24 protein-coding genes are annotated in these 26,576 nt (G+C 63.7%); 7 read left to right on the forward strand and 17 right to left on the reverse strand.

The window, feature by feature from the left end; all coding sequences use genetic code 11:
• Positions 1–24: 24 nt before the first annotated feature.
• A complete protein-coding gene (locus ACVWZT_RS10275; protein ID WP_296232642.1) occupies positions 25–1,389 on the reverse strand; it encodes a GTPase/DUF3482 domain-containing protein in 1,365 nt (454 codons plus the stop codon).
• Positions 1,382–2,773: a DUF2868 domain-containing protein gene (locus ACVWZT_RS10280; RefSeq protein WP_457469201.1), complete on the reverse strand. Its 1,392-nt coding sequence runs from the start codon at positions 2,771–2,773 to the stop codon at positions 1,382–1,384. The genes ACVWZT_RS10275 and ACVWZT_RS10280 overlap by 8 nt, the downstream gene beginning before the upstream one ends.
• Positions 2,774–2,827: 54 nt before the next feature.
• On the opposite strand from ACVWZT_RS10280, the gene ACVWZT_RS10285 reads away from it, so the two are divergent.
• On the forward strand, positions 2,828–3,343 hold the full coding sequence (locus ACVWZT_RS10285; protein WP_296232646.1) for a dihydrofolate reductase: 516 nt from the start codon (positions 2,828–2,830) through the stop codon (positions 3,341–3,343).
• Positions 3,344–3,377: 34 nt separating this feature from the next.
• Here the strand turns inward: ACVWZT_RS10285 and ACVWZT_RS10290 are convergent, their stop codons facing one another.
• Positions 3,378–4,769 carry an L-cystine transporter gene (locus ACVWZT_RS10290; RefSeq protein WP_457469202.1) on the reverse strand — a complete coding sequence of 464 codons (1,392 nt, stop codon included), beginning with the start codon at positions 4,767–4,769 and terminating at the stop codon, positions 3,378–3,380.
• 245 nt (positions 4,770–5,014) lie between these two features.
• Here ACVWZT_RS10290 and ACVWZT_RS10295 point away from each other — a divergent pair, with 245 nt between their 5' ends.
• Positions 5,015–6,070 (forward strand): haloacid dehalogenase-like hydrolase, encoded by a 1,056-nt coding sequence (locus ACVWZT_RS10295; RefSeq protein WP_457469204.1) that lies wholly within the window; start codon positions 5,015–5,017, stop codon positions 6,068–6,070.
• A 165-nt stretch (positions 6,071–6,235) separates the two neighbouring features.
• Here ACVWZT_RS10295 and ilvD read toward each other — a convergent pair whose 3' ends face one another.
• Positions 6,236–8,077 (reverse strand): dihydroxy-acid dehydratase, encoded by a 1,842-nt coding sequence (gene ilvD / locus ACVWZT_RS10300; protein WP_296232652.1) that lies wholly within the window; start codon positions 8,075–8,077, stop codon positions 6,236–6,238.
• Between the two features lie 478 nt (positions 8,078–8,555).
• On the opposite strand from ilvD, the gene ACVWZT_RS10305 reads away from it, so the two are divergent.
• Positions 8,556–9,212 carry a magnesium transporter gene (locus ACVWZT_RS10305; protein ID WP_296232654.1) on the forward strand — a complete coding sequence of 219 codons (657 nt, stop codon included), beginning with the start codon at positions 8,556–8,558 and terminating at the stop codon, positions 9,210–9,212.
• A 38-nt stretch (positions 9,213–9,250) separates the two neighbouring features.
• Here the strand turns inward: ACVWZT_RS10305 and ACVWZT_RS10310 are convergent, their stop codons facing one another.
• Both ACVWZT_RS10310 and ACVWZT_RS10315 read right to left on the reverse strand, forming a co-directional pair.
• A complete protein-coding gene (locus ACVWZT_RS10310) occupies positions 9,251–10,447 on the reverse strand; it encodes a class I SAM-dependent rRNA methyltransferase (RefSeq protein WP_296232656.1) in 1,197 nt (398 codons plus the stop codon).
• A gap of 118 nt (positions 10,448–10,565) precedes the next feature.
• Positions 10,566–11,105, reverse strand: coding sequence for a type 1 glutamine amidotransferase domain-containing protein (locus tag ACVWZT_RS10315; protein ID WP_296232657.1), 540 nt, complete (start codon positions 11,103–11,105; stop codon positions 10,566–10,568).
• Positions 11,106–11,296: 191 nt separating this feature from the next.
• Here ACVWZT_RS10315 and ACVWZT_RS10320 point away from each other — a divergent pair, with 191 nt between their 5' ends.
• Both ACVWZT_RS10320 and mutM read left to right on the forward strand, forming a co-directional pair.
• Positions 11,297–12,115 carry an HDOD domain-containing protein gene (locus tag ACVWZT_RS10320; RefSeq protein WP_289134205.1) on the forward strand — a complete coding sequence of 273 codons (819 nt, stop codon included), beginning with the start codon at positions 11,297–11,299 and terminating at the stop codon, positions 12,113–12,115.
• A gap of 3 nt (positions 12,116–12,118) precedes the next feature.
• On the forward strand, positions 12,119–12,931 hold the full coding sequence (gene mutM / locus ACVWZT_RS10325) for a bifunctional DNA-formamidopyrimidine glycosylase/DNA-(apurinic or apyrimidinic site) lyase (RefSeq protein WP_457469206.1): 813 nt from the start codon (positions 12,119–12,121) through the stop codon (positions 12,929–12,931).
• A gap of 39 nt (positions 12,932–12,970) precedes the next feature.
• Here the strand turns inward: mutM and ACVWZT_RS10330 are convergent, their stop codons facing one another.
• The 5 genes from ACVWZT_RS10330 to ACVWZT_RS10350 all read right to left on the reverse strand — a co-directional run bounded on the left by ACVWZT_RS10330 (position 12,971) and on the right by ACVWZT_RS10350 (position 17,467).
• A complete protein-coding gene (locus ACVWZT_RS10330; protein WP_009683359.1) occupies positions 12,971–13,222 on the reverse strand; it encodes a YfhL family 4Fe-4S dicluster ferredoxin in 252 nt (83 codons plus the stop codon).
• 107 nt (positions 13,223–13,329) lie between these two features.
• On the reverse strand, positions 13,330–13,809 hold the full coding sequence (coaD, locus tag ACVWZT_RS10335) for a pantetheine-phosphate adenylyltransferase (protein ID WP_296232664.1): 480 nt from the start codon (positions 13,807–13,809) through the stop codon (positions 13,330–13,332).
• A 111-nt stretch (positions 13,810–13,920) separates the two neighbouring features.
• Positions 13,921–15,519: a GMC family oxidoreductase N-terminal domain-containing protein gene (locus tag ACVWZT_RS10340; RefSeq protein ID WP_457469208.1), complete on the reverse strand. Its 1,599-nt coding sequence runs from the start codon at positions 15,517–15,519 to the stop codon at positions 13,921–13,923.
• Positions 15,520–15,540: 21 nt separating this feature from the next.
• A complete protein-coding gene (locus ACVWZT_RS10345; RefSeq protein WP_457469210.1) occupies positions 15,541–16,026 on the reverse strand; it encodes a twin-arginine translocation pathway signal protein in 486 nt (161 codons plus the stop codon).
• Between the two features lie 10 nt (positions 16,027–16,036).
• Positions 16,037–17,467 carry a coniferyl aldehyde dehydrogenase gene (locus ACVWZT_RS10350; protein ID WP_457469212.1) on the reverse strand — a complete coding sequence of 477 codons (1,431 nt, stop codon included), beginning with the start codon at positions 17,465–17,467 and terminating at the stop codon, positions 16,037–16,039.
• 150 nt (positions 17,468–17,617) lie between these two features.
• On the opposite strand from ACVWZT_RS10350, the gene ACVWZT_RS10355 reads away from it, so the two are divergent.
• Together ACVWZT_RS10355 and ACVWZT_RS10360 are read left to right on the forward strand one after the other, a co-directional pair.
• Positions 17,618–18,283: a TetR/AcrR family transcriptional regulator gene (locus ACVWZT_RS10355; RefSeq protein WP_296232815.1), complete on the forward strand. Its 666-nt coding sequence runs from the start codon at positions 17,618–17,620 to the stop codon at positions 18,281–18,283.
• 35 nt (positions 18,284–18,318) lie between these two features.
• Positions 18,319–19,173 (forward strand): sulfurtransferase, encoded by an 855-nt coding sequence (locus tag ACVWZT_RS10360; protein WP_457469214.1) that lies wholly within the window; start codon positions 18,319–18,321, stop codon positions 19,171–19,173.
• Positions 19,174–19,222: 49 nt separating this feature from the next.
• On the opposite strand, the gene ACVWZT_RS10365 is transcribed toward ACVWZT_RS10360, so the two are convergent.
• The 6 genes from ACVWZT_RS10365 to ACVWZT_RS10390 form a co-directional block, all read right to left on the reverse strand.
• A complete protein-coding gene (locus ACVWZT_RS10365) occupies positions 19,223–20,215 on the reverse strand; it encodes a hydrolase (RefSeq protein WP_457469216.1) in 993 nt (330 codons plus the stop codon).
• A gap of 60 nt (positions 20,216–20,275) precedes the next feature.
• Entirely contained in the window at positions 20,276–21,649 is a 1,374-nt protein-coding gene (locus ACVWZT_RS10370; protein ID WP_457469218.1) for a M16 family metallopeptidase, read from the reverse strand.
• Entirely contained in the window at positions 21,642–22,943 is a 1,302-nt protein-coding gene (locus tag ACVWZT_RS10375) for a M16 family metallopeptidase (protein ID WP_457469220.1), read from the reverse strand. The genes ACVWZT_RS10370 and ACVWZT_RS10375 overlap by 8 nt, the downstream gene beginning before the upstream one ends.
• A 92-nt stretch (positions 22,944–23,035) precedes the next feature.
• Entirely contained in the window at positions 23,036–23,638 is a 603-nt protein-coding gene (rsmD, locus tag ACVWZT_RS10380; protein ID WP_296232676.1) for a 16S rRNA (guanine(966)-N(2))-methyltransferase RsmD, read from the reverse strand.
• Positions 23,638–25,128 (reverse strand): M16 family metallopeptidase, encoded by a 1,491-nt coding sequence (locus ACVWZT_RS10385; RefSeq protein ID WP_457469222.1) that lies wholly within the window; start codon positions 25,126–25,128, stop codon positions 23,638–23,640. Before ACVWZT_RS10385 ends, rsmD begins: the two co-directional genes overlap by 1 nt.
• Positions 25,121–26,476, reverse strand: a complete 1,356-nt coding sequence (locus ACVWZT_RS10390; protein WP_296232681.1) for a M16 family metallopeptidase — start codon at positions 26,474–26,476, stop codon at positions 25,121–25,123. The genes ACVWZT_RS10385 and ACVWZT_RS10390 overlap by 8 nt, the downstream gene beginning before the upstream one ends.
• Positions 26,477–26,576: the final 100 nt, after the last annotated feature.

Below are 26,576 nucleotides of genomic sequence, written 5' to 3' on the forward strand. Positions count from 1 at the left end.
GAGCGGGCTTGCCCGCCTGCTGGCTCAGATCTGTGAAACCAGCATCTCTAACTGCGCCTGCCGCTCCGCCTGGTTCAGCTTCGCCCCAGGATTCAGCGTGGACCATTGCGGATGCGCCCGGGCCTTTACCAGGGCCTCCGGCAACTTGCCCTCGCGCCAGGCTTGTTCTTTCAGCTCGCCCAGCCTGATGCTGTCCTGCGCTGCATGCCCGCGATTTTCCAACGCGACCAGCAACTGCTGCTGACGCAAGGCCAGCAAACGCAACACCGTATCGTCCACGGTCAACTCACGCTTGCCTTTCAACTTGCCTATCAGCCGTGACCCATAGTTGCGAGCGGTCTGCAGCGCGCCTCCGGCAATCGCCCCGGCGAGGGCCGCCGCGCCCAGGGTCAGGCCACCCACCAGCAAGTCGACCCCGGCCCCGGCTGCAGCACCCGCCGCCACTCCGCTGCCAAGGCGTACGCCGAGCTGTTTCAAGGTCTCCGGATTGAACAGGTCATCGCCCCAGCGGCCATCCAGCAACGGCAGTTCGCCTGCATGGGCATCCTCGCGGCGGAAGGCGTACAGCTTGAGCAATGCTTCGACACAGCGCTGTTCGCGCTGACGCACATCCTGACGCAGTGCCTCGATGGCCCGGGCTTCGGCAGCCGGCTCGGCCTCGACACTGCGTCGGCAGGCGGCGCAGTCCAGCAGCAGTTCGGCGATCAGGCGCTTGCCGCTGTGCCGGCGAGCCAGGCGCTGCGCTTGCTGATCGTCGATCAGCCGCTGCAGGGCCGGGCGAGCGTTTTCCAGCAGCAGCGCCAGGCTTTCGTACAACCGGCGCTCGCCATCCTCTGGCGGCGCCACGCTGTCGAACCGCACCAATGCGTGAAGGCCAAGCCGGGCAAGGGCTTCACGCCATTGCGCTTCGCGATGCGAGTGGCTGGCGACGAAGTTGAGCACGGGTAGCAGCGGCTTGCCGCAGCTGGCCAGTACCTCCAGCTCGTCACGGTACTTGGCCAGTACCGGCTCACGGGCATCGATCACATACAGGCCGGCATTGCTGGCCAACAGCTGGCGCAGCACCTTGGCCTCCTGCTCGAAACGCTGGCGCGCTTCGCTGCCTTGCAGAAATCGCTCCAGACGGGCCGGGCCGTCCAGGCGCTCGCCAGGACGGTCCAGGCGCTCAAGGTAGTCGAGCAGGGCGATGGCGTCTTCCAGCCCTGGGGTGTCGTACAGCTCCAACAGGGGCTCACCGTCCACCGACAGCCGCGCCCCTTCCACATGGCGGGTGGTGCTGGGACGATGGGACACCTCGCCAAAGCCGACGTCGCGGGTCAGGGTACGCAGCAGCGAGGTCTTGCCGACGTTGGTGTGGCCGACCACGGCCAGTTTCAGCGGCTCAGTCATGGCCATGCTCCAGCCAGGTCAGGGGCGAGGTATCGGCATGTGGCAAGCCAAGCCGGTCGAGGGCTTCGTGCCAGTCACCCAGACGCTGGGCGTCGAGGGCCTGGCCCGGTGCGGTCTGTAACAGCCAGATGCGGGTTGCGCCGGCATTGCGCGCCAGTTCGGCGAGCAACGCCAAGCTGCCCCGGTCGGGCGAGCGGCGTGGGTCGCAGGCAATGGCCAGGCGTGCCGGAGGGAAGCGGCCGAGCTGCTCCAGCAGCCGGTTACGCGATTCACGGCTGTCGAGCACGCCGGCATCGGTGACGCCTTTCGGCAAGGCTGGTGGCCAAGGCCGCTGATCATCCAGCTCCAGGCCGACCAGCAGCGCGCCGCTGCTGCCGCTTTCCAACTGGCCGGCGGTGAACTGCGGCAAGGCTTCGGGCGCGGCGTCCTGTACGCCGATGCGTTCGCTGCGTGGCATCAGCGCATCACGCAGCTGCGCGTAGCCGGGCAGGCTGAGATCCAGGGCCAGGCGTTCACGGCCCTGGCGCCAGCGCCACAGGCACAACCCGGCCAGCAGCAGACGTGGCAGCAGGCCATAAACCAGCACCACGCCGAGCAGCCAGCTAGCCCAGGCCTGGCGGGCCGGGTCCAGGGCCGGCAGGCTGCCGCCGCTCGCGCGGATCATGGTTTCGTCGGGTACGCCGAAGCCCAGCAGCGAGGGCAGGGCGCCCAGGGCCTGGGTCAGTTCGATGAACGGGTCGGCGGCGAGCAGGGTGGTTTCCCAGACAAAACCATAGCGTCGGGTGGCCAGCAAGGCCAACAGCATGCCCAGCGCGCTCAGCATTGCCAGCAGCCACAGGCCGTGCACCAGCAGGCCGAGCAACCAGCGGCTGAGACGCTGGCGCTGCAACAGCACCAGCAGTGCCGGGGCCAGGTGCGCGGCCTTGGCGTCACGGGCGAAGCGTTCGCTCAGCCAAAGCCACAGGCGGCCCAGCCCGGCGCTATATTCGCCGCTGGCGGCAAAGCCGATGGCCCAGCCCAGCAGCATCAGAAGGTCAAGCCCGAGCAGGCTGCCCAGTGCCCAGAACACATTCACCGGGCGTTGCCCATCACCGAGGGCCGCCAGGGCCAGCCCTGCGCCGCTGAGCATGGCCATTATCAGCAAGGCCAGCAGCGCCAGGCGCGCACCCTGTTTCCAGTGGCGCAGGGCGGTGCTCATACCATCGCGTTCAGCCAGGAACAACGCACGGGTTTCAAGGCGGGTCGTCAGGTCACCGCCTGCCTGGCGGGCGCGACGGTTGGCTTCCTGGTCCTCCAGGGGGCCAGCATGTTCCTCGCGCAGGCGTACCGCTTCGGTGAGCCAGCGCTTGTCCAGGGAAGTCGGAGCAGTCACAAGGTCTTCCATTGCACAGGTCAGGGCAGAAGCATAACCCACACGCCCGATGCTATCCTCGCTGGCATGAATACATCACTCCCCCTCAGCCTGATCGCGGCGCACGCCGAAAACCGCGTGATCGGCATCGACAATTCCATGCCCTGGCATCTGCCGGGGGATTTCAAGTACTTCAAGGCCACCACCCTGGGCAAGCCGATCATCATGGGGCGCAAGACCTGGGATTCGCTGGGGCGGCCACTGCCCGGGCGGCTGAACATCGTGGTCAGCCGCCAGGCAGGGCTGGAGCTGGCCGGTGCCGAGGTGTTTGGGTCGCTGGAGGAAGCCCTGGTGCGAGCCGAGCAGTGGGCACGTGAGAAAGGTGCCGGTGAATTGATGCTGATTGGTGGGGCACAGCTGTATGCGCAGGCCCTGGAGAAGGGGTTGGTCAGCCGGATGTACCTGACACGGGTAGAGTTGGCGCCGGAAGGAGATGCCTGGTTCCCCGAGTTTGATGACGGGCAGTGGAAACTGGTGTCGAGCGAGGCTCAGGCCGAAGAAGGCAAGCCTGGGTATCACTTCGAGGTTTGGGACAAGGTTTGAGGTTTTGGGGCTGCAACGCAGCCCCGTCGATCTGTCAGGTATGGCTCAGCTCGACATGCTCATCGTCGGCCAGCACATTCTTGTCGGTCTCTTTCAGCAGTTGGCTGGTCACCACGCCCGCGGTCATCGAGCCATTCACGTTCAATGCCGTGCGGCCCATGTCGATCAGCGGTTCTACCGAAATCAGCAACGCCACCAGTTCCACCGGCAGGCCCATGGCCGGTAGCACGATCAGGGCGGCGAACGTGGCACCGCCACCTACGCCGGCAACCCCTGCCGAACTCAGGGTAACGATGGCCACCAGGGTGGCGATCCACAGCGGATCGAAGGTATCGATGCCGATCGCCGGCGCCACCATCACCGCCAACATGGCAGGGTAGAGGCCGGCACAGCCATTCTGCCCGATGGTGGTACCGAACGAGGCGCTGAAGCTGGCAATCGACTGCGGCACGCCCAGGCGGCGGGTTTGCGCTTCGATGTTCAGCGGAATGCTGGCGGCGCTGGAGCGGCTGGTGAAGGCGAAGGTCAACACCGGCCACACCTTGCGCAGGAAGCGCAGCGGGTTCACGCCGGTGACAGCGAGGATAACGCCGTGCACCACGAACATCAGCCCCAGGCCCAGGTACGACACCACCACGAAGCTGCCCAGCTTGAGGATGTCTTGCATGTTCGAGCTGGCCACTACCTTGGCCATCAACGCCAGCACGCCATATGGGGTCAACTTCATCACCACCCGCACCAGGCGCATCACCCAGGCCTGCAGGGTGTCGACGGCCAACAGCGCGCGCTGGCCTTTCTCGGCATCGTCCTTGATCAGTTGCAACGCGGCCAGGCCGAGGAATACGGCAAAGATCACCACACTGATGATCGAGGTCGGTTTCGCCCGCGCCAGGTCAGCCACCGGGTTGCTGGGAATGAACGACAGCAGCAGCTGCGGGATGTTGAGGTCGGCGACCTTGCCGGCATAGTCGCTGTGGATTACCTGCATGCGTGCGCTTTCCTGGGCACCAGCCACCAGGCCTTCGGCGCTGAGGCCGAACAGGTTGGTCAGGACGATGCCGATCAATGCAGCGATGGCGGTAGTCAGCAGCAGGGTGCCAATGCTCAGCACGCTGATGCGGCCCAGCGACGAGGCATTGTGCAGGCGCGCTACAGCGCTGAGGATCGAGGCGAAGATCAGCGGCATGACGATCATCTGCAACAGGCCAACATAGCCGTTGCCGACCAGGTCGAGCCAGCCGATGGTGGCCTTGAGCACCGGGTGGCCTGCGCCATACAGGGTGTGCAGGGCCAGCCCGAAGACCACACCCAGCACCAGGCCCAGCAGTACCTTCCTGGCCAGGCTCCAGTGGGTGCGGCGGGTTTGTGCCAGGCCCAGCAACAGGGCCAGGAATGCCAGCAGATTAAGGGACAGCGGCAGGTTCATTGAAGCTCCAGCGGAAAAAAGGCAATAGAGGCATCGCCTCTGTGAGCGATTGCGAACGGAAATGCTAACAGCCTGAAAACAAACGAATTTATACACATATGGAATGTGCATAGTCGTTTATGGAATAACGCTATGTCGCGCATTGCAATGAACGCGGCGTTTGCAGTTGTATGAGGGTCGTTATGAAAGGCCGCCTGCCACCCTCGTTGCACTAGCGTTTCGGGGTCATTTCAGGAGATTCGTCGATGAAATCTGCTCCGAAGGCTGTCGCTGTCGCCCTGTCCCTGCTGTTCAGTATCGAAACCTTCGCCACCGAGCTCAAGCACTGGCCGGCCGAGGCTGCCAAGCAACTCGATACCCTGATCACCGCCAACGCCAACAAGGGTAATTACGCGGTGTTCGACATGGATAACACCAGTTACCGCTATGACCTTGAAGAGGCCTTGCTGCCATTCATGGAAAACAAGGGCCTGCTGAGCCGCGACAAGCTCGACCCCTCGTTGAAGCTGATGCCATTCAAGGACACCGCCGACCACAAGGAAAGCCTGTTCAGTTATTACTACCGGCTGTGTGAAGTCGACGACATGGTCTGCTACCCGTGGGTAGCTCAGGTGTTCTCGGGCTTCACCCTGCAGGAACTGAAGGTGCAGGTGGATGAAATGATGGCCTCCGGCAAGCCGATCCCCAGCACTTACTACGAAGGCGACCAGGTCAAGACCATCGAAGTGCAGCCGCCCAAGGTCTTCAAGGGCCAGACTGAGCTGTACAACAAGCTGATGGAGAACGGTATCGAGGTCTACGTGATTTCCGCTGCCTCCGAGGAGCTGGTACGGATGGTCGCGTCCGACCCCAAGTATGGCTACAACGTGAAACCAGAGAATGTAATTGGTGTGAGCCTGCTGCTGAAGGACCGGGCCAGCGGCCAACTGACCACGGCTCGCAAGCAGATCACTGCCGGGCACTACGATGCCAAGGCCAACGTCGGGCTGGAGCTGACCCCATACCTATGGACTCCGGCCACCTGGATGGCCGGCAAGCACGCGGCCATCCTGACCTATATCGATGAGTGGAAGAAACCGGTACTGGTGGGAGGTGATACGCCAACCAGTGACGGCTACATGCAATTCCATGGCGTGGACGTGGACAAGGGCGGCATCCACCTGTGGATCAACCGCAAAGCCAAGTACATGGAGCAGATCAACGGGATGATTGCCAGGAATGCGGCAGCGCAGGCCAAGGAGGGCTTGCCGGTTACAGCGGACAAGAACTGGGTGATCGTGACGCCGGAGCAGATTCAGTAAGCCTTGCGCTGCCAGCTCCGGCCTCTTCGCGGGTGAACCCGCTCCCACAGGTACTGCACAGGTTTCCGATGCTGTGCCGCACCTGTGTGGGTTTACCTGCGAAGGAACCTCACAGGCATAAAAAAACCGGCGCCCAGGACGCCGGTTTTTTCTCTCTGTCAGGCCTTAGAACCCTTCCAGCATCGCCTTGTTACGCACAGCACCCTTGTCGGCACTGGTTGCCAGCAGGGCATAGGCCTTCAGCGCAGTGGTCACCTTGCGTGGGCGCACTTCGGCTGGCTTCCAGCCCTTCTTGTCCTGCTCGACGCGGCGTTGGGCCAGTTCTTCGTCGCTGACTTGCAGGTTGATCGAACGGTTGGGGATATCGATCAGCACCTTGTCGCCGTCGCGCACCAGGCCGATGGCACCGCCAGCCGCGGCTTCCGGCGAGGCGTGGCCGATCGACAGGCCCGAGGTACCGCCCGAGAAGCGGCCATCGGTGAGCAGGGCGCAGGCCTTGCCCAGGCCTTTGGACTTCAGGTACGAGGTCGGGTACAGCATCTCTTGCATGCCCGGGCCACCTTTCGGGCCTTCATAGCGGATGATCACGATGTCGCCGGCCTTCACTTCGTCAGCGAGGATGCCGCGCACGGCGCTGTCCTGGCTCTCGAAGATCTTCGCGGTGCCTTCGAACACCAGGATCGATTCGTCGACGCCGGCGGTCTTCACCACGCAACCATCCAGCGCGATGTTGCCGTACAGCACGGCCAGGCCGCCTTCCTGCGAGTAGGCGTGCTCGACGCTGCGGATGCAGCCTTCGGCGCGGTCCAGGTCCAGGCTCGGCCAGCGGGTCGACTGGCTGAATGCAGTCTGGGTCGGGATGCCGGCAGGGCCTGCCTTGAAGAAGGTATGCACGGCTTCGTCATCGGTCTGGGTAATGTCCCACTTGGCGATGGCTTCTTCCATGCTGCGGCTGTGCACGGTCGGCAGGTCGGTGTGCAGCAGGCCGCCACGGGCCAGCGAGCCGAGGATGCTGAAGATGCCGCCGGCGCGGTGCACGTCTTCCATGTGGTATTTCTGGATGTTCGGCGCCACCTTGCACAGCTGCGGTACTTTGCGCGACAGGCGGTCGATGTCGCGCAGGTCGAACGCCACCTCGGCCTCCTGGGCTGCGGCCAGCAGGTGCAGGATGGTGTTGGTCGAGCCGCCCATGGCGATGTCGAGCATCATGGCGTTCTCGAACGCCTTGAAGTTGGCGATGTTGCGCGGCAGGACCGACTCGTCGTTGTCGCCGTAGTAACGCTTGCACAGCTCGACGATGGTGCGGCCGGCAGTGAGGAACAGTTGCTCGCGGTCGGCGTGGGTGGCCAGGGTCGAGCCGTTGCCCGGCAGGGCCAGGCCCAGGGCTTCGGTCAGGCAGTTCATCGAGTTGGCGGTGAACATCCCGGAGCACGAGCCGCAGGTCGGGCAGGCGCTGCGCTCGTATTCGGCGACCTTTTCGTCGGAGGCCGAAGAGTCTGCAGCGATGACCATGGCGTCGACCAGGTCCAGGCCATGGTTGGCCAGCTTGGTCTTGCCGGCTTCCATCGGGCCGCCGGATACGAAGATCACCGGGATGTTCAGACGCAGTGCGGCCATCAGCATGCCGGGGGTGATCTTGTCGCAGTTGGAGATGCACACGATGGCGTCGGCGCAGTGGGCGTTGACCATGTATTCAACGGCGTCGGCGATGATCTCGCGGCTTGGCAGCGAGTACAGCATGCCGTCGTGGCCCATGGCGATGCCGTCATCGACCGCGATGGTGTTGAATTCCTTGGCCACGCCACCGGCGCGTTCGATTTCGCGGGCGACCAGCTGGCCCAGGTCCTTCAGGTGCACGTGGCCTGGGACGAACTGGGTGAACGAGTTGGCGATGGCGATGATGGGTTTCTTGAAGTCTTCGTCCTTCATCCCGGTGGCGCGCCACAGGGCACGGGCGCCGGCCATGTTGCGGCCTTGGGTGGAAGTCTTTGAACGGTAATCAGGCATGAAACACTCCTGGCGGCTTAATCAGGTCACAGAAAGGGGAGTGAGCTTCTCTTGTCCTTTGTACCGCAGGCCGGTTGCCACTGGCACGGATGGGGCCGAGGACTGCGCGGGATCGCCGCGTGCCTGGCCAGAGCTCATAAACCCGCCGGGGATGACTGGCGATGAATAGGCCGATTCTACACCGCTGAGGCGGTGAGGGAATGGCGATGTGGCCAGGCGGTGGCTTTGGCCTGTTGGTCGGTTGCTTGTAGGACCTTTCTGAATCGCTGCTGACGGGGCTGACCAGCAGTTCCCGAGCTTCTATCATGCCGGCGCCGCATGTGCGGCTTTGCGAGAAAACACTCAATGGACCTTCCCAGTTACCGGTTCCACACGAACCTGAAATCTGGCACTGAGCGCGCCGTCGCCAGGGCTGCCGAAGGCTTGAGTCCAAGGGGCTGAGGTCTGTGGGCGCCTGGGTCGGCGCCTGGAGAAACTCATGCAACAATCGCTCGATAGAAATACCTCCGATCTGAACACCCAGGCAGCCCTGGAGGCACAACGGCGTGAGGCGACCGAAGATTTCCACAAGGGCGCCTCGATCACCAATCACATAGGCAATCTGCGACACGCGACCCTTGGTCTGCTTTACCGCAAACGCGTGTTCTGGCTGGTTCTGCTGGTGTTCGGCAACCTCTTTTCCGGGGCGGGCATTGCTGCCTTCGAGGAAACCATCGCCGCCCACATCGCTCTGGTGTTCTTTCTGCCACTGCTGGTGGACAGCGGCGGTAATGCCGGTGCCCAGTCTGCAACTTTGATGGTGCGGGGCTTGGCCACAGGTGAAGTGGTCATGCGTGACTGGTGGCGCATGCTGGGGCGGGAATTCGCGGTGGCGCTGCTGCTTGGATGCACCATGGCGGTGGCCGTAGCGTCCCTTGGGGTACTACGCGGGGGGCCGCAGATTGCCCTGATCGTTGCCAGCAGCATGGTGTTGATCGTGCTGGTCGGCAGCCTGATCGGTATGAGCCTGCCGTTCCTGCTCAGCCGCTTCAAGCTGGACCCGGCCACGGCCAGTGGCCCGTTGATCACATCGATTGCTGATGCCGCAGGCGTGCTGGTGTATTTCGGAATTGCGACGCAGGTATTGGGCATCTGAAGCGAACCGGGGGCATGAAGGCCCCCGGTTGCCAGCGCTTAGCTGTTGGGCAGTAACCGGCAGGTGATGCTCTTGATGTAGCGGGTTTCGGCGATGGCCGGGTGCACCGGGTGGTCCGGGCCCTGGCCGCCGCGTTCGAGCAACTGCATGTTGCGGTCGAGGTGGCGGGCGCTGGTCAGCAGGATGTTGTGCAGGTCGTCTTCAGGCAGGTGCATCGAGCACGAGGCGCTGACCAGAATACCGTCCTTGGTCAGCATGCGCATGGCCTGCTCGTTCAGGCGGCGATAGGCCGCTTCACCGTTTTTCAGGTCTTTCTTGCGCTTGATGAACGCGGGTGGGTCGGCAATGATCACGTCGAAGCGCTCTTCGGCGGCCTTGAGCTCGCGCAGGGCCTCGAAAACGTCGCCTTCGATGCAGGTCAGCTTCTCGCTAATGCCGTTCAGCGCGGCGTTGCGCTCCACGCCATCCAGGGCAAAGCCCGAGGCATCGACGCAGAACACTTCGCTGGCGCCAAAGGCACCCGCCTGCACGCCCCAGCCACCGATGTAGCTGAACAGGTCGAGCACACGCTTGCCTTTCACGTACGGTGCCAGGCGGGCACGGTTCATGCGGTGGTCGTAGAACCAGCCGGTCTTCTGGCCGTCACGCACCGGGGCTTCGAACCTGACGCCGTTCTCTTCCAGCGGCACCCAATCCGGGACTTCACCATAGACCGTCTCGACATAGCGCTGCAGGCCTTCGGCGTCGCGCGCCGAGGAGTCGTTCTTGAACAGGATGCCGCTGGGCTTGAGCACCTGGACCAGCGCCGCAATCACGTCGTCCTTGTGCGCTTCCATGGTGGCCGAAGCCAGTTGCACCACGAGAATGTCGAAGAAGCGATCTACCACCAGGCCTGGCAGCAGGTCGGAATCGCCGTAGACCAGGCGGTAGCAGGGTTGCTCGAACAGGCGCTGGCGCAGTGACAGGGCCACGTTCAGGCGGTGCACCAGCAGCGACTTGTCCAGCGGCAGTTTGGCATCGCGCGACAACAGGCGGGCACAGATCAGGTTGTTCGGGCTCAGTGCCACGATGCCCAGCGGCTTGCCGTTGGCCGCCTCGAGTATGGCCTGCTGGCCGGCCTGAAAGCCCTGCAACGGGGTCGCGGTGACATCGACTTCGTTGCTGTAGACCCACAGGTGGCCGGCGCGCAGGCGGCGATCGGCATTGGCTTTGAGGCGAAGGCTGGGCAGGGACATGACGTCGCTCCGGGAAAAAAGAGCGGGATTATAGCCTGTCTGCCTACCTATCGGTGTCAGGCTCGACAAGCTGCCAGCCCGATCACCGGCTTGTCGGTGATCGGGCCGGTAGAGACAATCAGGCCGCGAGTGCCTTGATCAACTGCTGGCTGAACGCCGGAATGTCATCGGGCTGGCGGCTGCTGATCAGCTTGCCATCGACCACCACCTCTTCATCCACCCACTCCCCGCCGGCGTTGCGAATGTCGTCCTGCAGGGTCTTGTAGCTGGTCATCCGTTTGCCCTTGACCAGCCCGCATGACACCAGCAACCAGCCACCGTGGCAGATCACGGCCAGCGGCTTGCCGGCCGCGTCGTGGCTTTTCACCAGTTTCTGCGCCGCAGGTATGAGTCGAATCGTGTCGGAGTTTTGCACGCCGCCAGGGAGCACCAGCGCATCGTAGAGGTCCAGGTGGGCACCTTCGAAAGTGGCATCCACGGCGAACTCATCCGCCGGCTGGTCATGGTTCCAACCGCGTACCGTGCCCTCCTTGTCGCTGAGGATATCCACCACCGCGCCGCTCTGTTCAAGCGCTTCGCGGGGGCCGGTCAGCTCCACCTGCTCGAAGCCGTCGGTGACCAGAAAGGCTACGCGCTTGCCGTTCAGTTCCGCACTCATGGTCATTGCTCCTTTTTCGATGGATGTGAAAAAAGAGGCCCGTGGCGCTCAAGGAAAGTTCCGGCGTTACGATTCAGTGGTTGGTCCCTTGCCGGTCCGGGGGGTTAGAATCGCTCGTCCCGAACGAGTGTGCACATATGTCCCAGGAACTCAGCGCCGAACAGATTCAGCAAGCCTTGCAAGGCATCACCATCCCGCCGCAACCGCAAATCATGGTCGATCTGCAGTTCGAGCAGTACATGCCAGACCCTGATCTGGAAACCATCGCCAAGCTGATTGCCCAGGACCCGGGGCTTTCCGGCGCCTTGCTCAAGCTGGTCAACTCCCCGCACTTCGGCCTTTCCAACAAGATCGGTTCGATCCAGCGCGCGGTGAACCTGCTAGGTAGCCGTTCGATCATCAACCTGATCAACGCCCAGTCGATCAAGGGCGAAATGAGCGACGAGACCATCGTCACCCTCAACCGCTTCTGGGATACCGCCCAGGATGTGGCGATGACCTGCCTGACCCTGGCCAAGCGCACCGGCATCCAGCCGGCGGACGAGGCCTACACCCTCGGCCTGTTCCATGACTGTGGCGTGCCGCTGATGCTCAAGCGCTTCCCCGACTACATGGAAGTGCTGGAGCAGGCCTATGCCACGGCCGACGGAGAGACCCGGATCGTCGACACCGAAAACCGGGCCTTCAACACCAACCATGCGGTGGTCGGCTATTTCACCGCCAAGTCCTGGCGCCTGCCCGAGCACCTCAGCGCGGCCATCGCCAACCACCACAATGCCTTGGCGGTATTCCGCGACGAAAGCTCGCGCAATACCCAGAGCCAGCTGAAGAACCTGCTGGCGGTACTGAAAATGGCCGAGCACATCTGTGCCTCCTACCGGGTACTGGGCAACCAGTCGCTGGACCATGAATGGCGCGTGGTCGGCCCGCTGGTGCTCGATTACATCGGCTTGTCGGAATACGATTTCGAAAACCTCAAGCAGAACATTCGCGAGTTGGGCGGGCACTGACACATGCCGGAATTACCCGAAGTAGAAACCACCCGGCGCGGTATCGCGCCGCACCTGGTAGGCCAGCGGGTCAGCCGGGTGGTGGTGCGTGACCGGCGCCTGCGCTGGCCGGTTCCCGAAGACCTGGACGTGCGCCTGTCAGGGCAGTGCATCGTCAGTGTCGAGCGGCGCGCGAAATACCTGCTGATCAATGCCGAGGTCGGTACGCTGATCAGCCACCTGGGCATGTCGGGCAACCTGCGCCTGGTCGCGCTGGGTTTGCCGGCGGCCAAGCACGAGCACGTCGACATCGAACTGGAGTCGGGGCTGATGCTGCGCTACACCGACCCGCGCCGCTTTGGCGCGATGCTGTGGAGCCAGGACCCGTTGAACCACGAGCTGCTGCTGCGCCTGGGGCCGGAGCCACTGACCGACCTGTTCGACGGCGAGCGGTTGTTCCAGTTGTCCCGTGGGCGTTCGATGGCGGTCAAGCCGTTCATCATGGACAACGCAGTGGTGGTGGGGGTGGGCAACATCTACGCCACCGAGGCGCTGTTTGCCGCCGGAATCGACCCACGCCGCGCGGCCGGCGGGATTTCACGGGCGCGTTACCTGAAGCTGACGATAGAGATCAAGCGGGTGCTGGCGGCGGCAATCGAGCAGGGCGGCACGACCCTGCGCGACTTCATCGGCGGCGATGGCCAGCCGGGGTACTTCCAGCAGGAATTGTTCGTGTATGGGCGGGGCGGGCAGCCGTGCAAGGTGTGCGGCACGCAATTGCGCGAGGTCAAGCTGGGGCAGCGGGCCAGCGTGTATTGCCCGCGCTGCCAACGCTGAGGCGCTGCGCTCCTGCAGGTACCGCGCAGGCCTGCAGATTCAGGCCTTGCCGGTGATCCGGCGATACTTGGCCATCAGCTGTTCTTCGGTTTCCGGGTGCGCCTCATCCAGCGGGATGCAGTCGACAGGGCAAACCTGCTGGCATTGCGGCTCGTCGTAATGGCCCACGCACTGGGTGCACAGGTTCGGGTCGATCACGTAGATCTCTTCGCCTTGGGAGATGGCCTCGTTCGGGCACTCGGGTTCGCAGACGTCGCAGTTGATGCAATCGTCGGTGATGATCAGGGACATGGGGACTCCGGCCGGGGCTCTGCGCCCGGGCATGTTCAACGCAGTGGGCACAATTGTGCCGCATTCGCGCCCGCAGTGCACGCGGGCGCGACAATCAGCTGTCTGGCTTACTTCCTGAAGCGTTCGGTCAGCGCTTCGGCCACCGCAGGATGGACGAATTTGCTGATATCACCCCCCAGTGCGGCGATTTCCCGGACCAAAGTCGAGGAAATGAACGAATAACGTTCCGAAGGCGTGAGGAACAGGCTCTCGACATCGGGCGCCAATTGCCGGTTCATGTTCGCCAACTGGAACTCGTACTCGAAGTCGGATACCGCCCGCAGGCCACGCAGGAACACGTTCGCGCCCTGTTCCTTGGCGAAGTGCGCCAGCAGCGAGGAGAAGCCGATGACTTCGACATTGGGCAGGTGCTTGGTGACCTCACGGGCGAGCTCCACCCGTTGTTCCAGCGGGAACAGCGGGTTCTTCTTGGGGCTGGCCGCCACGGCGATGATCACGTGGTCGAACAGCCGCGAGGCGCGTTCGACCAGATCGCCATGGCCTTTGGTAATGGGGTCGAAAGTACCCGGGTACAACACTCGGTTCATCGCGTCATCCTGGCTGGAGTGCGTTGGGGAGTCGGATGGTAGCGCAGCGACTGCGCCCGGCCAAGTCATGCGGCCAGCTGATGGCACTATAGACAGGGGCCGCGATCGTTGTCATGCGCTGTGTGTCAGGCGGGCAATCAGCGCCTCGCTGAGCATGGCGCTGATGGCATACACCGACAATTGCGGGTTGGCGCCGATGCTGGTGGGGAACAGTGAACCGTCGTGTATCGACAGGTTTTCCAGCTGGTGATGGCGGCCCAGGCTGTCGCATACCGCCTGGCGCGGGTCGTTCCCCAGGGCACAACCGCCCATTACGTGGGCGCTGCCCAGGAGCGTGCGGAACGGCTCCAAGCGCAAGCTGTCGATCATGGCCAAGGCCTGTTGCAGGCTGGACGCGGCACTGGCATCGCTGTGCACGGGGGTTACCTGGATGGCGCCGGCGGCGAACTGGATTTGCGTCATGCTGCGATAGGCGCGGCGCAAGCCGTCATACAGGTAGCCGGTGAGCGGATAGTCGAGCACGGGTGAGCCATCACCGCGCAGCTCCACCGTCCCACCCTGGCTTTGCGGGTGAAAGCCGTCGCGCAGCAGCGCCAGCATTACGTGGGTATGTGGTAGCTCGGCCATGCGCCGGGCATTGTCCTCGCCATACCCACCCAGCAGGGTGCTGGCCAGGGCCGGGTGCAACGGCGGTACCTCCAGCTTGTAGCCAATCGGGCCGTCGACGCCGCCTTGCCATTGGAAGTGGTCGCTGTAGATGGATTGCGGGGCACCGTAGTAAGGGTCGATACGCTCGTTGAAGCGCGCTGCGCTGAAGTTCACCAGGTGCAGGAAGGTGCGCTTGCCCAGGCGGCCGTGCGGGTCGGGCGCGGCGGACCGCAGCAGTAGCGCCGGGCTGTTGATACCGCCCCCGGCCAGAACATAGTGGCGCGCGCGAATGCGGATCTGGCGGCCTGAAGGGTGTATGCCCTGGCTGTCCAAAGCCTGGCAGGTCAGGCCATGGATGCGTTCGCCGTTGTGCTCGAAGCGCTCGGCGCGGGCCAGATAGAGTAACTCGCCGCCTTGCTCGAGAGTGGCGGGTATGCGGGTCACGAGCATTGATTGCTTGGCATTCACAGGGCAGCCCATGCCGCAATAGCCCAGGTTCCAGCAGCCGCGCACGTTGCGCGGAATCACCGCCCAGCGGTAGCCCAGCTGCTCGCAGCCACGGCGCAGCACGTCGTTGTTGGCGTTCGGCGGCAGTCCCCAGGGGCTGATGCCCAGCTCCTGTTCGATGCGTTCGAACCAGGGGCGCATCTGCGTTTCGTCCAGGCCGCTCACGTTGTGGGCCGAGGCCCAGTGCGCCAGGGTCTCGGGCGGGGTGCGAAAACTCGAGGTCCAATTGACCAGCGTTGTGCCACCCACGGCGCGGCCCTGCAGAATGGTGATGGCGCCATCCTTGCTCATGCGGCCCAGGCCTTCCTGGTACAAACTGGCGTAGGCTTCGTTTTCCAGCAGGTGGAAATCGCTGCTGGTCTTCAACGGGCCTTCTTCGATCAACAGCACCTTGAAGCCGGCGGCGCTGAGCATCTGTGCACTGGTTGCGCCACCGGCACCGCTGCCAATCACGGCAACGTCGGCTTCCAGGGTAAGGTCCTGCTCCAGGCGCGAGGCGTCATGGGTGATCCAGCCACCCTCCAGGCCTTGGCGAAACGGGTCGGGTACAGGCATTTGCGCTGCTCTTGTTGTTTTTCAGATCTTCGGTGGCCCTGGGTAGCCGCACGCGGCCCAGGATTCAGGGCGTTCGTACCAGGCCATTTGCAGCAACTGCAGTAGTGAGGCGTGCCCCATGCGCAGCAGGTTCAGTGAGCTGTGCTGCCAACGCTGCAGGAAGCCCCTGACTTGCGCGGGGCTGGCTTGTTCCCAGGCGCCCCAGACACCCGTCAGCGGGCCGCGGGTGAGCGGCAGGCTGAGCGCGTCGAACAATTGCCGGGTGAGCTTGAGCATCTCAGGCGACAGCGCCGCCAGCTTGTCGTCAAGGCTGTGCAGCACCAATGGTTCGGTGGCCTGTGTGTCGGCCAGTACCACCGGGATCAGCGCACTCAGTAGCGGCAGGTCATCGTCGCGCAATGCGTGGTAACCGGTCGCGGCTGTTTGTGCGCGGCAACCGACCAGGCTGGTACCGGCCAGCATCAGGCTGGCGCCAAGGCTGAAACGCAACAGTTCGCGGCGGTGCATGGGTTGGCCCTCAGCGGATGAACAGCCTGAACACCAGGCGCTGCAGGGCTTTGCCATAAGGCGGGTAGATCAGCCGCGCAGCATTGAAACGTTGCTTGGCCAATACCGCCTTGGCCTTGCTGAAGGTGAGGAACCCGTCATGGCCATGGTAGTGGCCCATACCCGAAGGGCCGATGCCGCCGAATGGCAGGTCGTCCTGGGCCACCTGAAGCAAGGTGTCGTTCAGGCACACGCCGCCGGAATGGGTGTGACGCAGCACCTGCTCCTGGCCGGCGCGGTCATAGCCGAAGTAATACAGCGCCAGCGGGCGTGGTCGTTGGTTGATGTAGGCCAGCGCCTGTTCGAGACTGTCGTAGGGCACCAGCGGCAGCAGCGGGCCGAAGATCTCGTCCTGCATCACTTGCATGTCGTCGTGCACGTCGAGCAACAGGTGCGGCGGCAGTCGCCGACCCTGGCGGGTTTCATCGGGGTAGATATCCAGCACCTGCGCGCCCTTGGCACGGGCGTCATCCAGCAGGCGCTGCAAGCGCTGCAGCTGGTACGGGTTGATGATGGCGGTATAGTCGGGGTTGTCTGCGATGCGCGGGTACAGCTGGCGTACGGCACGCTGGTAGGCGTCGCTGAAGGCCTGCAGCCGCTCGCGCGGCACCAGCACGTAGTCGGGTGCGACGCAGGTCTGGCCAGCATTCAGGGTCTTGCCGAAAGCGATGCGTTCGGCGGCACTGTCCAGCGGTACGTCGGCCGAGACAATTGCCGGCGACTTGCCACCCAGTTCCAGGGTGACCGGAGTCAGGTTGTGTGCCGCAGTCAGCATCACCTGACGCCCGACGCTGGTAGCACCGGTGAACAGCAGGTGGTCGAAAGGCAGGCGGGCGAAGGCCTTGCCCACCTCGACTTCGCCAAGCACAACGCTGACCAGGTCGGTGGGGAATACGCGCTCCAGCAGCTGTTTCAGCGCTCGACCGCAAGCCGGTGTGGCTTCGCTGAGCTTGAGCATGACCCGGTTGCCAGCAGCCAGGGCGCAGGTCAGCGGGCCGATGGCCAGGAACAACGGGTAGTTCCACGGCACGATGACGCCGACCACGCCCAAGGGTTGATAACGCACCTGCGCGCTGGCTGGCTGAAAGGCCAGGCTGACGCGGCGTCGGCTGGCGCGCATCCAGCGTTGCAGGTGCTTTTCGGCGTGGCGCAGGCCCTGCACCGAGGGCAGCAGTTCGGCCAGCAGGGTCTCGTTGGCGCTGCGCCCTTCAAAGTCCTGGCCGATGGCTTCGATCAGCTCCGCCTGGCCGGCCAGCAAGGCCTCGCGCAGGCTTTTCAGCCATTGCCGCCGCTGCGCCGCAGGTGGCAGCGGGTTGCCGGAAAAGGCCCGGCGCTGAACAGCGAACATCGCCGCCAGGTCGGTGTCGGATTGCACAATAGGCAGGGCACTAGGCGAGTTCATGGCAGTGGCGAGTCCGGGCGGGAAATCCTTAGAGCCTATACTCTAATCCAGGCGATGGTGCGACTTTTTCCGCGCACTCATGCGGTGTATTCCACCGCCAATACGCCGTAAGATGACCTTTTGATGAAGCCCGCAGACTGGGAGCCGAGCATGGCGCCGCGCATGAACACCCGAGAGCGCATCGTGCAGAACAGCCTTGAGCTGTTCAACCAGCAGGGTGAACGCAGCGTCAGTACCAATCACATTGCCGCACACATGGAAATCTCACCCGGCAACCTGTATTACCACTTCCCCAACAAGCAGGCGATCATCGCCCTGTTGTTCAGCCAGTACGAAGACCTGGTGGACAGCTTCCTGCGCCCGCCGCAAGGCCGCCCGGCGACCGTGGAAGACAAGCGCTTCTACCTCAAGGCCCTGCTGGCAGCAATGTGGAACTACCGCTTCCTGCACCGGGACCTGGAGCATCTGCTCGACAGTGACCCGGAGCTGGCGGCCCGTTACCGGCGCTTTTCCGAGCGCTGCTTGCGCCAGGGCCAGGCCATCTACCGCGGCTTCGTCGAGGCGGGGATCCTGGCCATGGTGCCGGCGCAGATCGAATCGCTGACCATCAACGCCTGGATCGTGCTGACGTCCTGGGTGCGTTTTCTTAGTACCACGCGGGAGCATTCCGCGCATCTGGGCGAAGAAGCCTTCAAGCGTGGCGTCTATCAGGTGCTGGTGCTGGAGCTTGGCTTTGTCACCGAGAATGCCCGCAGCGCCGTGGACGCCCTGTGTCAGGAATTCCATGTACCGTTCAACCAGGCCCTGGCGAAGTAACCCGGGGCCCTAGTGCCATCGATCAGGAGATTGTCATGCCCCTTGCGCAATTGATCACCCCGCAGCAGTTGGCCGAGCGTCTGGGTTCGGCCAAGTTGGTGATACTCGACTGCCGCTTTGCTCTGGAGGATGTGGACTATGGCCAACGCAGCTACGCCCAGGGGCATATTGCCGGGGCGCATTTTGCCGACCTGGAGCGTGACCTGAGCGGGCCTGTGAGCAAAGGCCGCACCGGGCGCCACCCGTTGCCGGATGCGCAGCGGCTTGTCGAGCGCCTGCGCGAGTGGGGCGTGGACAATGACAGCGAGGTGGTGCTGTACGACGACGGCCCTGGCGCCTTTGCCGCCCGAGCGTGGTGGTTGCTGGCCTGGCTGGGCAAGCGCAGCGGTGTGGCGATCCTCGACGGGGGGCTGAAGGCCTGGCATGCGGCTCACCTGCCGCTGAGCCTCGACCCGCCAGCCAAGCGGGAAGGCACGTTCGCAGGTGAGCCGGACGCCAAGCTGCTGATCGACGCCGGGCATCTGGCCAAGCGTTTGGGTGCAGATGACATGACTTTGCTCGACGCGCGTGCATTGCCGCGGTTTCGCGGGGAAGTGGAGCCGATCGACCCGGTGGCGGGGCATATCCCTGGCGCGCAGTGCGCAGCGTTCACCGACAATCTGGGGGCTGACGGGTGCTTCCTGCCGGCGGAGCAGCTCAGGCAGCGCTTTGCCGAGAAGCTGGCAGGGCGCGCGCCGGAGCAGTTGGTTTCGTATTGCGGATCTGGGGTGACTGCTTGCCATAACCTGTTTGCGCTGGCGCTGGCGGGGTATCCGCTTGGCAAACTGTATGCCGGGTCCTGGAGTGAATGGATCAACGACCCGGCGCGTGGCGTAGCGACCGGTGAATAGGCAGGCCTGGCCTCATCGCCGGCTTGCCGACGTTGAGGCCGTTACCGCGTTACTGGCCTTGCAACAGCCACTGCGGAATCCGCCGCTCCAGGTAATATGCCGGGTTGCGCAAGCTGCCATCGACAAAACCCACATGGCCACCCCGGTCATGCAGTTCGAAACGGGTCTGTGGTGCCAGCTCACGTGCCGTGGGCAGGCTGTGGTCTGAAACGAATGGATCATCGCTTGAATGGATGATGAGTGTCGGCGTGCGGTTGCCGCCCAGGAAGAAGTGGCTCGATGAGCGGCGATAGTAGTCGTTCGCGTCGCGAAAGCCGTTCAGTGGGGCGGTGACCTTGCCATCGAAGTCCCAGAATGTGCGCAACTTGTCCAGCGGCCCCAGCCGTTGCAGTGTCGCCAGCCGTTCATGCTGGCCGTTGTCGTGAAAGTGCCGCTGCTTGAGTTTCACGTACGCCAGCATCTCGCGCATGAAATGCGCCTGGTACACCTTGGAGAAACCTTGGCCGATACGGTCGGCACAATGGTCAAGACGAAATGGCACCGACACCGCCACTGCGGCTTCCAGCTGGCTGGCGACGCCGCTTTCGCCCAGGTACTTGAGTAGCACATTGCCGCCCAGCGAATAGCCCACCGCATACAGCGGTGCCAGCGGGCGCTGGGCGCGCAGGTGGCTGACAATTTCTGCCAGGTCTTCGCTGGCACCGGAATGGTAGCTGCGCGGGAGCAGGTTGGGTTCGCCCGAACAACCGCGCCAGTTCGCCGCCACGCTGGCCCAGCCGCAGGCCAGCAGCGCTTGCTGCAAGCCTTTGACGTAAGGCGAGTGGGATGAACCGGTCAACCCGTGCAGCACCAGTACCAGAGGAGTATGTGCATGGTGCGGGCCGTGCCAGTCCAGGTCGATGAAATCGCCATCGGCCAGCCACAGCCGCTCGCGGCTGCGTGGCAGGTCGGGCAGCTTGCGCCACAGTGGCCCCCACAGGGTTTGCAGGTGAGGGTTGGACAGACCGATGGCTGGGCGGAATGTGGCGCTCGAACTGGGCATGCTGGGCGACTCGTGGTGTGCCTGCCTAGAGTGCCATGAAATAGCGCCACTGTACCTGCGCTATTGGTCGGTAGGCGGCAGCGGCTGCTGCTCGGCCGCAGGGCCGACACTGACCAATACCTTGTGGTCGAGGTCCAGCCGGCGTTGCATGACCGAGCGGACATCTGCCGCAGAGGTTGCACTGATGCGCTCGATGTAGGTGTTCAGATGATCGGCGGGCTGGCGTTGATGGGTGACCCGGGTGAGCAATGCTGCCAGGCTCCGGTTTTGTGCAACGGCACGCAGCAGTTGCCCGGCCAGCTGCTTGCGGGCGAGCTGCAATTCCGCTTCGGTTGGCCCTTTGTCGATGAATTCGCGCAGCAGGGCCTCTACCAACGCTTGCGAGCCCTGGAGGTATCGGGGGGCGATTTCCCATTCAACGGCGAACACCCCACCCGCACTCAAGGGCTTTACCATGCTGTGGATGCCGTAGGTAAGGCCGCGACGTTGGCGTAACTCCATCATCAAGCGGGACTCCAGGCTTCCTGCAAGTACTTCGCTGGCCAGTATCAGGGGAAGAAACTCTGGGTCGTTGGCAGGCACATTCATGGGCAGTGCAAGCAGCGTGGCAACGCTTGCACCAGGTTGTTGGATGTTGATCGTTGCGCTGGTGACCGTGGGTACGGCAGGCAGTTCAGCAGCTGTCCAGCCCTGCGGCAGGGCCTGGCTGATCCGTTGAGCGATCGCTTGGGCTGTGCTCAAGGAAAGGTCACCCACCATGACTATTTCAAGGTTGCTGGCCGCATAGGCGCGTTTATGGAACTTGCGCAGGTCGTCGACAGTTACAGATTCCATTCCCTGTCGGGTGCTTCCCAGATAATTGCCATAAGGGTGGCCGTTGAACAAATAACGGAATGCTTCTGTGCGCGCCTTGACGCCAGGCTGCCGTTCTCGCGATGCGTTAAGGCGTTGTAGCTGCGGTTTTATGTTGTCCAGTGCAAGTGGCGGAAAAGCAGGATTTGCAGCGAGGTCGATGAACAGCTCCAGGGCCGCATCGAGTATTTTCTCGTTGCCAAGACTGCGCAAACTGAGCGTCGCATGCTCCAGGCCTATGTTTTTTTCCGTGATCGCGCCCAGGCGTTCCAGATGCTCTGCATGTTGGCTCGCCGTATGCTGCTGGCTGCCTTCGTCAAGCATGTAGAACGTCAGGGCTGCCAAGCCGGACTGGTCGGTGTCCTGGCTGGTGCCAGCCTTGAACCGCAATACCACGTCGACGATTGGCAGTCCGCGGGCCTCGATGAACTTCACGCCTGTGCCGGCCATCGTGGTCCAGGCCTGGACCGGTACGTGCAGGGTTTCGAACAGGTCCAGATCAAGCCCTTGGGTGGACATCAAGCTGCTCCCGACGCTGCTGGCTACGGTTGGTTGTGGCGCAATCGAAATGGTGTCACGCATGAGCGTTCTCCTTGGCGTGCATGAAAGTCATGGCGGCTCGGGATTCGGTCAGGAAGTCATGGGCTGCCTGGCCCACCTGCTCGGCCGTCACGGCCTCTATGGCTTGTCGCTCGTCATCCAGGGCAACCGGGTCTAGCCCGCAAGCCGCCTGTTTGCCGATGGCACGCGCCTGTTTGTCGATGTCATCCCTTTCGAACTGTTGCCGGGCCAGCAGGCGTGCCTTGGCGCGCTCAAGGTCTTGCCTGGTGGGCGCCGCCTGGCGAAATGCACCGATCTCGAGCATCAATCGCTCGGCTGCGGCCTCCGGGGTGACGTGCGGGCTGCAAAATGCGTAAAGGGCAAGCATGCTGTCGCCGCGTTGCCAGGGTTCATAGGCCGCTCGCAGGCCCTGGAGGAGCGGCTCTTCCACCGCCAGCAGCCGTTTCAGCCTGCTGGCGTGGCCATCAGCAAGGATTTCGGGCAGTAACCGCAGCGCATAGGCTTGTGCATCCGACCCAGCGGTGCATTGGCTGGGCAGGTTGAAGCCGAGCACCGCGCCGGTGTACAGGCCTGGCAGGCGCAGGGTCTGCTGGCGCATGCCTGGGTTTGGAAGGCCCATTGGTACCTGGCGCGGGGGAAGGCGATGGGCGGGTATGCCAGCAAAATGCCGGGTAACGAGTGTTTGCAGCTGCGACAAGGTTATGTCGCCGGCGACCGCGAGTGTGGCGTTGTTGGGGTGGTACCAGGTCCGATACCAGGTTTGTGCCGCCGCCGGAGTTAAGTGCTCAAGATCGACTTTGTGGCCGATCACAGGCGTGCCATAACCGGCGTCGCCGTAGGTCAGCAAGTGGTGATGCTCCAGCGCAAGTGCCAGCGGGCTGTTCTCGACATTCGCACGCCGCTCGGCCATGACAACCGCCAGCTCCCTGGCAAATGGCGTATCGCTCAGGGTGGCGCTGGCCATGACATCGGCCATGGCCTCCAGGGCGATTTCCACGCGGCTGGCCGGCAATGTGAGTGGAAAAACAGTGGCGTCCGAGCCCGTGAATGCATTTGGCTCACCGCCCAGGCGGGTCATGAGCGTCGAATACTCGCCCGGCGCCAGTTTGCTGCTGCCTTCGAAGAGCAAATGCTCCAGTGCGTGGGACAGGCCGCTGTGGCCCTGCGGTTCATAACTGGACCCGACGTGATACCAAAGCTGCACGCTGACCAGCGGGGCGCGATGATCTTCGCGCAAGTAGATGCGCAAGCCATTGTCGAGGAGGAGGGATTGCACCGCGCTTGGTAGCGTGGGGGGGGAGGGGCGATCGGTCATGGTTGAAGTGCTCCTGCAAGAACGAAGGAGCAGCTTCAATGACAACGCAGGCGGGATGGCGGTATCTAATTAGCCAACCTGCGGCTTTTCGGTCAGCCCCGTTGCCAGAGCGCGTAGTACACCTGGCCGGTTTTCTTTTCACGGTGCAGGCGCCAGTTGCCAGGCAGTTGCAGGGTCGACGGCGCGGTTTCGCTTTCGGTGTAGACCCACGCTTGTTCGTGCAGCCACTGGTTCTGCTCCAGCAGGTTGCAGGTGTTGGCCAACAGGTCCTGGTGGAACGGCGGGTCGAGGAACACCACGTCGAACTGCTGCTTGGCCGGGCCTTGCAGGTAGCGCAGCGCATCGGTCTGCAGGATTTGCCCGCGTGGGCAGCGCAGGATTTCGAGGTTGTTTTTCAGGTTGGCGATAGCCACCGGGTTGCTGTCCAGCGCCACGGCGTCTTCGGCCCCGCGGGACAGTGCTTCAAGTACCAGGGCGCCGCTGCCGGTGAAAGCGTCCAGCACGCGGGCGCCTTCGATGTAAGGGGCCAGCCAGTTGAACAGGGTTTCGCGCACGCGGTCGGGCGTTGGCCGCAGGCCTTCGCCATCCGGTACTGCCAGGCGGCGACTGCGCCATTCGCCGGCGATGATGCGCAGGTGGCCCTGGCCCTTGCTCTGGCCCGGTTGCGGGCGGGCGGGAGGGGTGGATCTAGGCATTAGTGCTCCGGTACCCCGAGCGGTTGCTCGGAGGGTTTGTCGGTAGGTGCTGGCAGCGGTTTTTTTGGCACTTTCGGGCCTACGGTGACGATCACCAGTTTATCGGCTGACAGGTGTTTGTTCATGGCCGCCTTGACCTGCTCGACGGTGAGCGCCTGGGACTGTTGCATGAAGTCCTCCAGCCAGGTGAGCGGCAGGTTGTAGAAGCCAATGGCGCCCAACTGACCGACGATGTTGGCATTGCTGGCATTGGACAGCGGGAAGCTGCCGGCCAGTTCGCGTTTGGCATCGTCCAGTTCCTGCTGGGTGGGACCGGCCTTGAGGTAGTCGGCGAGAAGGTCCTGTACCAGCTTGAGCGTGCCTTCGCTGAGTTCGGCGCGTGTCTGCAAATTGATCATGAACGGGCCGCGTACCTGCATTGGGCTGAACGCCGAATATACGCCGTAGGTCAGGCCGCGCTTTTCTCGTACTTCGGTCATCAGCCGGGTGCCGAAAGCACCACCACCGAGAATCTGATTGCCAAGTGAGAGGGCTGGCCAGTCCGGGTCCTGGCGGTCGATACCGAGCTCGGCCAGCATCAGATGGGTCTGCTTGGACGGGAAGTCGATGTGAGTCAGGCCTGCCCTGGCTTCAGTGGGCTGGGCCGGGGCGCTCAGCGCCGGGCCCTTGGGCAGTCCGGCGGACACCTGGGCGGCAATGGCTTCGGCTTCGGCGCGGCTGAGGTCGCCGACCAGCGCGATGACCGCGTTGCCGCCGGTGTAGGCCTTGGCATGGAAGGCGCGCAGCTGTGCCAGGGTGATGCGGTTGATGCTGTCGGCGGTGCCGTCGCTCGGGTGGGCGTAGGGGTGGTCACCGTAAAGCTCGGCGAACAGGGCCTTGCCAGCGATCTTGCCGGGGTTCTGCTTGTCGTATTCGAAGCCGGCCAACATCTGGTTCTTGATGCGCTTGAGGGCCTCTTCCGGGAAGGTCGGTTTGCCAGCCACTTCGGTAAACAGCTTCAGCGCCGGTTCACGCTTGTCCTTGGCGCTGAGGCTGCGCAGCGAGGCTATGGCCATGTCGCGGTAGGAGCCGTTGCCAAAGTCTGCACCCAAGCCCTCGAAACCTTCGGCGATGGTGGTCACGTCCTTGCCGGCCACGCCTTCGTTGAGCATGGCGTTGGTCAGGGCCGCCAGGCCTGGCACGCCGCCATCCTGGCTGCTACCAGCAGCGAAGGTGACGCGCAGGTCGAACATGGGCAGCTCGCGGGCCTCGACGAACAGCACCCGGGCGCCTTCCGCGGTGTTCCAGTGCTGAATGTTCAACTGACGCCGGCTGGGTGCCTTGCCATCCAGCTCGGCCAGCGACTGCAAGGTGTTGGCCGGGCGTGCGGCATTGCCTTCGGCCTTGGTGACGTTGTCGGCCATGGCCGGTCCGGCCAGCACGGCCGCCAGCGCGAGGGCACGGATGCCGCTGGCCAGCAGGGTCGGGTAGGGTGCGCGGCGGTCACTCATGAGCGGACTCCTCGGGCAGTACATGGGCAACGCTCAGGCGTTCGCGGGTGAAGTAGGTGCGCGCAGCGTTCTGGATGTCCTGCGGGGTAACGCGTTTGAGCTCGTCCAGTTCGCTGTCGATCAGCTTCCAGGACAGACCGACGGTTTCCAGCTGGCCAATGGTGGTGGCCTGGCTGCTGATGGAGTCACGGTCGTAGACCAGGCCGGCAATGACCTGGGCGCGCACGCGCTCGACTTCCTCGGCGCTGGGTGGGGAGTTCTTGAGCTCATCCAGCAGTTGCCAGATGCCCTTTTCCACGTCCGCCAGGGATTTGTGCTTCTGTACGTTCGGTGTGGCCGAAATCAGGAAAAGGCTGTCGCCGCGGGTGAAGGCGTTGTAGCTGGACGAAGCGCCGGCCACCAGCTCCTGACCACGCTCCAGGCGCGCCGGCATGCGGGCGCTGTAGCCGCCGTCGAGCAGCGCCGAGATCAGGCGCAGGGCGTGCACCGTGCGCGGGTCCTTGGCAGTGGCCAGGCCGGGGACATTGAAGCCGTAGATCAGGCTGGGTAGTTGGGTGCGTACGTGCAGGGTCAGCTGGCGCTGGCCGGGCTCGGCCAGTTCCAGGGGCAACTTGGCCGGCGGCACGGCACGCCTGGGGATGCTGCCGAAGTACTTCTGTGCCAGGTCCTTGACCTCGTCGACGGTGACGTCGCCCACGACGACCAGGGTGGCATTGTTGGGGGCGTACCAGGATTCATACCAGTGGCGCAGCTCTTCGACCTTCATGCGCTCGAGGTCGGCCATCCAGCCGATGGTCGGCGTGTGATAGCCGCTGGCCGGGTAGGCCATGGCGCGGAACAGCTCGAATGCCTTGGCGTTGGGCTGGTCATCGGTGCGCAGGCGGCGTTCTTCCTTGATCACCTCGATTTCGCGGCTGAACTCGTCGGCAGGCAGGCGCAGGCTGGCCAGGCGGTCGGCCTCCAGCTCCAGGGCCACCGGCAGGCGGTCGCGGGCCAGAACCTGGTAATAGGCGGTGTAGTCATCGCTGGTAAAGGCATTTTCCTCGGCACCGATGTCACGCAGGATGCGCGATGCCTCGCCAGGGCCGACCTTGGCGCTGCCTTTGAACATCATGTGTTCCAGCGCGTGGGACAGGCCGGTCTGGCCCGGGGTTTCGTAGCTGGAGCCAACCTTGTACCAGATCTGCGAGACCGCCACCGGGGCGCGATGGTCCTCGCGCACGACCACTTTAAGGCCGTTGTCGAGGATGAATTCGTGGGTGGGTTGCACATCGGCGGCGAAGGCTGCGAGCGGCAGGCACAGCGTGCCGAGCAACAGGCCTGCGGCGCGGCGGGCTAGAGCATTCATACAGTGTTCAACCTGTTCGGCGGCCCGCCGGTTTAGCGTCGGTGGGCCAGGAGGTGCTAGGATACTGATCCGGTTGCCTGGCGACCATGCCTGTCGCCGT

The sequence above is a fragment of the Pseudomonas sp. TE21394 genome (assembly GCF_054057835.1).

Excerpts from the sequence above, each read along its gene's own strand:
- ACVWZT_RS10275 (WP_296232642.1), bottom strand. The coding sequence starts at position 1,389 with ATGACTGAGCCGCTGAAACTGGCCGTGGTCGGCCACACCAACGTCGGC.
- ACVWZT_RS10280 (WP_457469201.1), bottom strand. The coding sequence starts at position 2,773 with ATGGAAGACCTTGTGACTGCTCCGACTTCCCTGGACAAGCGCTGGCTC.
- ACVWZT_RS10285 (WP_296232646.1), top strand. The coding sequence starts at position 2,828 with ATGAATACATCACTCCCCCTCAGCCTGATCGCGGCGCACGCCGAAAAC.
- ACVWZT_RS10290 (WP_457469202.1), bottom strand. The coding sequence starts at position 4,769 with ATGAACCTGCCGCTGTCCCTTAATCTGCTGGCATTCCTGGCCCTGTTG.
- ACVWZT_RS10295 (WP_457469204.1), top strand. The coding sequence starts at position 5,015 with ATGAAATCTGCTCCGAAGGCTGTCGCTGTCGCCCTGTCCCTGCTGTTC.
- ilvD (WP_296232652.1), bottom strand. The coding sequence starts at position 8,077 with ATGCCTGATTACCGTTCAAAGACTTCCACCCAAGGCCGCAACATGGCC.
- ACVWZT_RS10305 (WP_296232654.1), top strand. The coding sequence starts at position 8,556 with ATGCAACAATCGCTCGATAGAAATACCTCCGATCTGAACACCCAGGCA.
- ACVWZT_RS10310 (WP_296232656.1), bottom strand. The coding sequence starts at position 10,447 with ATGTCCCTGCCCAGCCTTCGCCTCAAAGCCAATGCCGATCGCCGCCTG.
- ACVWZT_RS10315 (WP_296232657.1), bottom strand. The coding sequence starts at position 11,105 with ATGAGTGCGGAACTGAACGGCAAGCGCGTAGCCTTTCTGGTCACCGAC.
- mutM (WP_457469206.1), top strand. The coding sequence starts at position 12,119 with ATGCCGGAATTACCCGAAGTAGAAACCACCCGGCGCGGTATCGCGCCG.
- ACVWZT_RS10330 (WP_009683359.1), bottom strand. The coding sequence starts at position 13,222 with ATGTCCCTGATCATCACCGACGATTGCATCAACTGCGACGTCTGCGAA.
- coaD (WP_296232664.1), bottom strand. The coding sequence starts at position 13,809 with ATGAACCGAGTGTTGTACCCGGGTACTTTCGACCCCATTACCAAAGGC.
- ACVWZT_RS10340 (WP_457469208.1), bottom strand. The coding sequence starts at position 15,519 with ATGCCTGTACCCGACCCGTTTCGCCAAGGCCTGGAGGGTGGCTGGATC.
- ACVWZT_RS10345 (WP_457469210.1), bottom strand. The coding sequence starts at position 16,026 with ATGCACCGCCGCGAACTGTTGCGTTTCAGCCTTGGCGCCAGCCTGATG.
- ACVWZT_RS10350 (WP_457469212.1), bottom strand. The coding sequence starts at position 17,467 with ATGAACTCGCCTAGTGCCCTGCCTATTGTGCAATCCGACACCGACCTG.
- ACVWZT_RS10355 (WP_296232815.1), top strand. The coding sequence starts at position 17,618 with ATGGCGCCGCGCATGAACACCCGAGAGCGCATCGTGCAGAACAGCCTT.
- ACVWZT_RS10360 (WP_457469214.1), top strand. The coding sequence starts at position 18,319 with ATGCCCCTTGCGCAATTGATCACCCCGCAGCAGTTGGCCGAGCGTCTG.
- ACVWZT_RS10365 (WP_457469216.1), bottom strand. The coding sequence starts at position 20,215 with ATGCCCAGTTCGAGCGCCACATTCCGCCCAGCCATCGGTCTGTCCAAC.
- ACVWZT_RS10370 (WP_457469218.1), bottom strand. The coding sequence starts at position 21,649 with ATGCGTGACACCATTTCGATTGCGCCACAACCAACCGTAGCCAGCAGC.
- ACVWZT_RS10375 (WP_457469220.1), bottom strand. The coding sequence starts at position 22,943 with ATGACCGATCGCCCCTCCCCCCCCACGCTACCAAGCGCGGTGCAATCC.
- rsmD (WP_296232676.1), bottom strand. The coding sequence starts at position 23,638 with ATGCCTAGATCCACCCCTCCCGCCCGCCCGCAACCGGGCCAGAGCAAG.
- ACVWZT_RS10385 (WP_457469222.1), bottom strand. The coding sequence starts at position 25,128 with ATGAGTGACCGCCGCGCACCCTACCCGACCCTGCTGGCCAGCGGCATC.
- ACVWZT_RS10390 (WP_296232681.1), bottom strand. The coding sequence starts at position 26,476 with ATGAATGCTCTAGCCCGCCGCGCCGCAGGCCTGTTGCTCGGCACGCTG.